We start from the raw sequence: 6000 nt of genomic DNA, 5'->3' as shown, positions 1-6000 counted from the left end.
GGAGGTCTCAATTTAAAAAGTAATTTCGTCTCAAACCCGTCAACTTATTTCAGGACGAGACACTCAAACGAGTCCGGTTAGAGATTGCGTTCTGCTGCCCAATATATCTGCCGCGTTTCCGCCCAGCCAGTTGTGCAGCAGGGTGGCGTAAATATTCCGAAAATCGATGCTATACCTGAGGTCGCCTTGGTCGAGGTCCTGCAAATCGGGGCCTGCGTTATAAATACCTGCCTGCTTTAGTTTCCCGCCGATCAGGAAAAGGTTGTTAGCCGTACCGTGGTCTGTGCCATTGCTGGCATTCTGAGCGACACGCCTGCCAAACTCCGAGAACACCATGATCACGGTGTTATCAAACTCCTGCTGCTGTTTCAGGTCTTCTACAAAGCTGTAAAGTCCCTCTGAGAGCTCGCGCAGCAGGTTCGCCTGCTGTCCCGCCTGCCGCACATGCGTGTCGAAACCGGTGAGCGAAGCGTAGTATACCCGTGACTCCACCCCTGAAGCGATCAGCTCCGCGATGGTCTTCAGGTGGCGGGCAAACTCACCATTCGGGTATTCTTTTTTGCTGCGGTATACCTTAGTTTTCTCCTGCAGATAGCCAGCCGATTGCTGCGTATCGATCAGCGTTTTGTAGAGGTAATCCACCTGGTGGTGCGTGTGCTCCTCGGCGTGCAACTGCGCCGCCTGCTTCAGGAACTGGTCATTGGTAGCCTGAAAGAAGCGCTTCACATCCTGCACCGCTATACCTGTATACCTTTCCCCTTTCAGCGCCATGCTGAGCGTGTCGTCCACCTCAATGGCCGCATGGTTGGCTGCCGGCCCCGATAGACTGTCGAGGTAGCGGCCCAGCCAGCCGGTGCTCAGGTATTCGTCGGAGGCGCTGGCGGAGTGCCAGATGTCCATGGAGCGGAAGTGTGAGCGGTCCGGGTTGGGGTAGCCCACACTGTTGAGAACAGAAACGTAGCCCTGATCGTAAAGCAGCCGCATCTTTTCCATTGCCGGGTTCAGCCCGAGCCCTTTTCCCAGGGTGAGCACCTCACGGGAAGGTATAGCAAGAGTAGGTCGCGCTTTGTAGTACAGGTCGTTCTGGTAAGGCACCACTGTGTTCAGACCATCATTCCCGCCGCTAAGCTGTACCACGACCAGCCTCTTGCCGTTAGAATTAGCCAGCAGCGGCAGTCCACTACGGTCGAGGCCGTGCAGAAAATTGGGTACCAGCAGCATACCGGAGGCCAGCGCCGACATTTTGATGAATTCTCTTCTGGAATTAGTTGCCATAGTGCGAAAATGAGCGGTGGAAAACTAGCATAACTGGTACTCAGGTAAAGAAAGCAGCAGCAGCGTCACTTTGTCGGCGTGAGCTGCTCCCGACGGTATGTGTTGCTTAAGCAGTGCCATTGTTTCAGGCCGCAGGGGCACCTGCAGCAGCTTCTGGCTCAGCTTACCGATCAGTTCCCGGTCCCTCACTTTCTGCAATTGCTGCTGCAGTCCGCTCAGGTTGGCTTTGGCACGGACAACACGAATCCCATCCTGCCGCCGCCTGCGGGGTGCGGTCGGTTCGGAATCGTCGTCCGGTTTCAGGTTCACCTCCAGTGCGGCATCCTGCAGCAGCGCCGGACCGATGCGCAGCCGGAAAGCCAATGTAGAGCTATCGATCCAGTTACGGCCACCGGCCCAGCCGCTCACATTCGGGGGCCTGAACAGCTCCTGCCCCAGCGCCCGCTGCAGTAGCAGCGGACTGCGGCCATCATTATAGCTTATGTCAAACTGCCGCTGCAAACCAGCCAGCAGCTCGATCGGTGATTTTATTTTGCTCCCCACCACATCAGGTCCGTAAAACCATTTCGCCGTGAAGATCTTCTCCAGCAACTTGGGGATGTCGTAGCCTGTCTCGAAAAAGTAGCTGCTCAGGCTTTGGATGCGCTCGGGGTGTGGTGAATCGCTCACGAAAAAAGCGTAGATCCTCTCTGTCAGGAATTCGGCTGTACGCGGATTTTCGACGACTATTTGCAGAATCTCCTCCCCGGTAAAATTCCCCCGTTTCCCCATAAAGGTTTTCTTGCCCCGGTCGTGCTGCCGCGCACGAAACACGAACTCTCCCTGCGGGTTGTAAGACCAGCCGGTAAAGGCGCGGGCAGCTTCTTTTATATCCTGTTCGATATAGTGCCCTCTGCCCAGCGTGAAAAGCTCGAGTAGTTCGCGGGCAAAGTTTTCGTTGGGGCGCTGTTTTCGGTTTTGCTGATTGTTGAGAAACTGCAACATACCGGGGTCTTTGGAGATGGCCAGCAGCAGGTCAGGGAATTTGCCCAATGCGTGCTCCCGGAGGGTGTTGTGCTGCAGCAGCGCAAAACGGGGCTCCCGCAGGCGACAGGCAAAGTGCCCGTGCCAGAAAAGTGTCATCTTCTCACGCAGCTGGGCTTCGGAGGTTGCCATTTGCTGGAGCCATGCGTTGTTGAGCAGTACAAATCCCTGCTGCCTTTCCCGTTGCCGCAACAGGCGCATTTCGGCATTCTGCGCATCGGCCTGCAGTGCTGACTCTGTATGTGGAAGCGTTACCTGCAGCGGCGCTGCCTGCCCCGACTGGCGAAGCAGGTCACGAACGGCATGTTTGATTCCGGGACTAGCCTGATCAGGCCTGAAAGGTAAACCAAAGCCAGCCCGCCAGTAGAGGTGCTGCAGCTTTTGTTCGCGTGCTGAAGTTTTCATGCAGATGCCATTTAAACTTAGATGAAAAAGGCTCATCAGGGTTTAAATATACCTGAAAATATATGTTAGCAGGTATGGCTTCTAACAAATTTAAAATCAGCCGGTTTTGAGCGTTACGCTGCTACGAAAGCTGTGCCTGTTTTTCCTTTTTCGCATACCGTTCACGCGCTTCCAGAATTTGATCAATATTGAGCTTTGCCCAGTCGGCGAGTTGCAGCAATTGCAGCAACAGCCCCTGCCCCAGCGGCGTCAGGTTGTATTCCACCCGGGGCGGAATCTCAGGGTATAGCTGCCTGCTCACCAGGCCATCTTCTTCCAGTGACCGGAGTGTGACGGTGAGCATGCGCTGTGACACGCCATTGATCTGGCTTTTCAGCTCGTTGAAGCGCAGTTTTTCCTCCTTCCCCAGCGTGAGGATGGTATAGATGGACCACTTGTCCCCGAAGCGGGCCAGAATATCCTTAATCGGGCAGCAGGAATGAACATCTGCATCGCTGCACAAAACTTTATTTATTTTTTTCTGAATCGCAAGTCGCTGATTCTCAACTTTAGTTACTTCCATGTTACTTGGTGCGGCTGAAGAGCCTGCTTGACCAGCACAAATTTATGAAATACCTTTGAGTTACCAAAAGTAACTAAGTATTGAAACGTTACTGGACTTTTAACTGTTGTATAGACATGAATATACTAGAATCTTTGAAATGGCGCTATGCCGCCAAGCGTATGAACGGCCAGCGAGTGCCGTCTGATAAAGTAGAACGTATTTTGGAAGCTATCCGTCTGGCTCCCTCTTCCATGGGTTTGCAGCCTTACACGGTACTGGTGATTGAGGACGAGGAGCTGAAAAAGCAGATCAGACCGGTTGCCATGAACCAACCCCAGATTGAGGAAAGTTCACACCTGCTGGTGTTTGCCGCATGGGATGACATTAATCCGGCTCATATTGAAGAGTTCATTTCACACACAGCAGAGGTGCGCAACATGCCAGCCGAGCAGCTGAACGATTTCAAAAACACGCTTTTAGGTATAGCCGAGCGCAACACACAGGAGCAGAACTTCAACTGGGCCGCCCGTCAGGCTTACATCGCCTTTGGTGTGGGACTGGTAGCCGCCGCTGCTGAGCAAGTGGACGCTACTCCGATGGAGGGCTTCGATGCCGCCGCGCTGGACAAACTGCTGAACCTGCCGGAAAAAGGCCTGCGCAGTGTTACCTTGATGCCTCTCGGCTACCGCGACGCCGACAACGACTGGCTGGCAAAGCTGCCGAAAGTAAGACGTCAGAAAGAAAAATTCGTACTGGAAGCATAAGCTTCACAATCGCAAATTCAGCCGACAGCTGCCTCTATCAGGTAGCCGTCGGCTTACGCATTTAAAGAAATTACTATGACAAAGCAGAAAATCAAAATAGACATCTTCTCCGACATCAACTGCCCCTGGTGCTATGTAGGCGAGCGACGTCTCGACAAAGCCCTGCAGCAGGTGGGAGATCAATACGAGGCCGAGATCAGTTTCAAAGCCTTTGAGTTGAACCCGAACATCCCGCAGCATGGCATGGGCCGACTCGACTACTTCAAAGGCAATTACGGTGAGCAGATCGTGTCGCAGGTGCCGGCTATGGACCAGCGCATGACTGAGGCTGGTGCTGAAGAAGGTATAAAGTTTAACTTCTCAGAAGGCATGACGGTGAACAATACCTTTAACGGTCACCGTCTGATCTGGCTGGCTGGCCAATACGGTGTGCAGCACGAGGTAGCCAACGCTCTGTTCAAAGCTTACTTCACCGAAAACCGCAACATGAACGACCTGGCTGTGCTTAAGGAAATAGGTATAGCCCAAGGTATACCAGCTGAACGTTTGGAGAGTTTCTTCCAAAGCGAAGAAGGCAAGCAGGAAGTGCGCCAGATGGAAGCGTTTGCGCAGTCTGCAGGTATAACCGGTGTGCCCGCTTTTGTGATCAACGACCAGTATCTGGTGAGCGGTGCCCAGCCTGCCGAAACTTTCCTGAACGTATTCAAGCAAGTAGCGCCTACCATCCAGAAGCTTGACATCGAAGGCAACAGCTGCGATGTGGGCGGAATATGCTAAAAAAATAATTATGGAGAACAAGAAGCTAAGCGATATCAAATTATCCGTACTCGACCTGGTGCCAATCCGCACAGGCAAGAGCATCCACGACTCCTTTCAGCATAGTCTGGAGCTGGCTCGCCACGTGGAGCGGCTGGGCTATACCCGCTATTGGCTGGCTGAGCACCACAACATGCCCGGCATCGCCAGTTCGGCAACCGTCGTGTTGATCGGCTACATTGCCGGCGGTACTTCTACGTTACGAGTTGGCTCTGGTGGCATCATGCTCCCGAACCATGCCCCGCTTGTAGTGGCCGAGCAGTTCGGCACGCTCGAGAGCCTGTACCCTGGCCGCATCGACCTGGGACTGGGACGAGCGCCCGGCACTGACCAGGTAACGGCCTATGCCCTGCGTCGCGATCTGCAGGGTAATGTAGAGGACTTCCCGAACAACGTGGCTGAGCTAAAGCAGTACCTGAGCGCCGACAACAGCACAGCTAAGGTGCGGGCTATACCTGGCGAGGGCCTCGATATACCTGTCTGGATACTGGGCTCGAGCACCTTCGGGGCGCAACTGGCCGGTATGATGGGCTTGCCTTATGCCTTTGCGAGTCACTTTGCCCCTGCCGCTTTGCACGCCGCCCTCCAGGTATACCGCGACAGCTTCCGACCGTCGGAGCAGTTGCAGGAGCCTTATGCGATGGCCTGCGTGAATGTTGTGGCCGCTGACACCGACGCAGAGGCGGAGCACCTGGCGACGTCCCTCTACCAATCTTTCCTGAACGTGATTCAGGGCAAGGCCTTGCCGATGCAACCGCCTGTGGAGAGCATGAAAGACCGCTGGAGTCTGCAGGAGGAGTATGCCGTGAAACAAATGCTGCGCTACAGTTTTGTGGGCAGCAAGAAGTCCGTGCAGGAAGAACTACAGGCTTTTGTGGACGAAACGCAGGTAGACGAGCTGATGATCTCCACCGGCATCTTTGACCCGGAAAAGCGACAGCATTCCTATACCTTGCTCTCGGAGATCAGCGAACTTGCAGGTGCTAAGGTATAAGCCGAAGATATAATTAAGACATCATAGGGTTTAGGTTTTAAATACCTGACCCGTTACTCAAAAACAGACCCGAAGCGATGCTCGGGTCTGTTTTTTATACCTATACCTCTACGCTAGTGCCACTCACCTTTTATTCAGTTCTACTCCCCTCTTTTCTGCAACGATTTAATCTCCTCCCG

The 6000-nt window shown here is 53.8% G+C and carries 6 protein-coding genes; 3 read left to right on the top strand and 3 right to left on the bottom strand.

Features of this window, described 5'->3' with window-relative positions:
* Positions 1 to 63: 63 nt before the first annotated feature.
* From AC5FXQ_RS12605 to AC5FXQ_RS12595, 3 genes are all read right to left on the bottom strand, one after another.
* Positions 64 to 1275: a DUF1501 domain-containing protein gene (locus AC5FXQ_RS12605; protein WP_493602782.1), complete on the bottom strand. Its 1212-nt coding sequence runs from the start codon at positions 1273 to 1275 to the stop codon at positions 64 to 66.
* 24 nt (positions 1276 to 1299) lie between these two features.
* Positions 1300 to 2703, bottom strand: coding sequence for a DUF1800 domain-containing protein (locus AC5FXQ_RS12600; protein WP_493602781.1), 1404 nt, complete (start codon positions 2701 to 2703; stop codon positions 1300 to 1302).
* A 121-nt stretch (positions 2704 to 2824) separates the two neighbouring features.
* A complete protein-coding gene (locus AC5FXQ_RS12595) occupies positions 2825 to 3265 on the bottom strand; it encodes a winged helix-turn-helix transcriptional regulator (RefSeq protein WP_493602780.1) in 441 nt (146 codons plus the stop codon).
* 116 nt (positions 3266 to 3381) lie between these two features.
* Here AC5FXQ_RS12595 and AC5FXQ_RS12590 point away from each other — a divergent pair, with 116 nt between their 5' ends.
* The 3 genes from AC5FXQ_RS12590 (at position 3382) to AC5FXQ_RS12580 (ending at position 5821) form a co-directional block, all read left to right on the top strand.
* On the top strand, positions 3382 to 4011 hold the full coding sequence (locus tag AC5FXQ_RS12590) for an NAD(P)H-dependent oxidoreductase (protein WP_493602779.1): 630 nt from the start codon (positions 3382 to 3384) through the stop codon (positions 4009 to 4011).
* Between the two features lie 75 nt (positions 4012 to 4086).
* Entirely contained in the window at positions 4087 to 4788 is a 702-nt protein-coding gene (locus AC5FXQ_RS12585) for a DsbA family oxidoreductase (protein WP_493602778.1), read from the top strand.
* A gap of 10 nt (positions 4789 to 4798) precedes the next feature.
* Entirely contained in the window at positions 4799 to 5821 is a 1023-nt protein-coding gene (locus tag AC5FXQ_RS12580; protein ID WP_493602777.1) for an LLM class flavin-dependent oxidoreductase, read from the top strand.
* Positions 5822 to 6000: the final 179 nt, after the last annotated feature.

It is taken from the genome of Pontibacter sp. LHS1, from assembly GCF_058932855.1.
The sequence above is the reverse complement of the archived record's forward strand: the minus strand, read 5'-3'. Positions and strand labels throughout refer to the sequence as shown.